Below are 1,130 nucleotides of genomic sequence, written 5' to 3' on the forward strand. Positions count from 1 at the left end.
GGCGTTATGAAGCATCTAGAAAAATGCAGTAAAATTAGGGGCTAAAGTTTAATATTTGCTTATATTTTTATCATGATTTGAATCTTTCCCAATGGAAAATCCGTTATGTTTCTTTGGTGAAATGCCGCTTGGGTTTCATCAAAAGGCAAATCGGCTGTTTGGGTATTTTTACCAAGTGATTCTATCTATCAGCCATTTGCTGCGCCGTGATTTTTGTGGGGCGGCAGGGCTTTGAAAAGCTCCAAACTTGGTGAGTGTTTTAAGTCAACTCGTTGTGAGTTTATCGTGTAGCTGCCGGCATTTTGTGAATTGGCTCTGTGTCTTAACCTTATGTATTTGCTGAAAATCTGAGGTTGCCTTAAAGTCCGTTCATAACAAACAATTCAAACAGACCAAAAACGTGTGGCACTTTTAGTTTGCGTTGAGTTTGGTGTTTAAGGTGGTTTGCAGAAACGGCATTTGTACGTTTTTGGCAGTTTAATAGGGCGTTATGAAGCATCTAGAAAAATTCAGTAAAATTAGGGGCTAAGGTCCAATATTTGCTTATATTTTTGTCAAGATTTGAATCTTTCCCAATTGAAAATCCGTTATGTTTCTTTGGTGAAATGCCGCTTGGGTTTCATCAAAAGGCAAATTGGCTGTTTGGGTATTTTTGCCAAGTGATTCTTTGTATCAGCCATTTGCTGCACCGTGATTTTTACGGGGCGGCAGTACTTTGAAAAGCTCCAAACTTGGTGGGTGTTTTAAGTCAACTCGTTGTGGGTTTATCGTGTAGCTGCCAACATTTTGTGAATTGGCTCTGCGTCTCAACCATTTGTATTTGCTGGAATTCTGAGGTTGCCGTAAAGTCCGTTCATAACAAACAGTTCAAGCAGACCAAAAACGCGTGGCATTTTTAGTTTGCGGTGAGTTTTGTGATTAGGGTAGTTTGCAGAAACAGCATTTGTGCGTTTTTGGCTACTTAACTGGGCGTTATAGCGCTTTGATAATTCAAGGGTTGTAAGGTTCTCGAAAATTGCTGGCTTCAGTGTTTCAAAGTTCGATTCCTCAGCCAGAATCAAGGTGGAAAATTCTCCGCAAGCCAAGTCGTTGTAGGTTTCAAAATTATTCAGCTTCATCAGATTTTGAAG

2 protein-coding genes are annotated in these 1,130 nt (G+C 39.8%); one reads left to right on the forward strand and one right to left on the reverse strand.

All coding sequences use genetic code 11. From position 1 onward, the window contains the following. Positions 1-91: 91 nt before the first annotated feature. A complete protein-coding gene (locus VPNCDNU1_RS28955) occupies positions 92-235 on the forward strand; it encodes a hypothetical protein (RefSeq protein ID WP_167404913.1) in 144 nt (47 codons plus the stop codon). A gap of 571 nt (positions 236-806) precedes the next feature. Here the strand turns inward: VPNCDNU1_RS28955 and VPNCDNU1_RS28150 are convergent. Next, positions 807-1,130 (reverse strand): hypothetical protein (locus VPNCDNU1_RS28150; RefSeq protein WP_167404912.1); only part of this gene is annotated, 324 nt, incomplete at its 5' end.

Source organism: Vibrio penaeicida (genome assembly GCF_002933855.1).
Lineage (GTDB): Bacteria > Pseudomonadota > Gammaproteobacteria > Enterobacterales > Vibrionaceae > Vibrio > Vibrio penaeicida_A.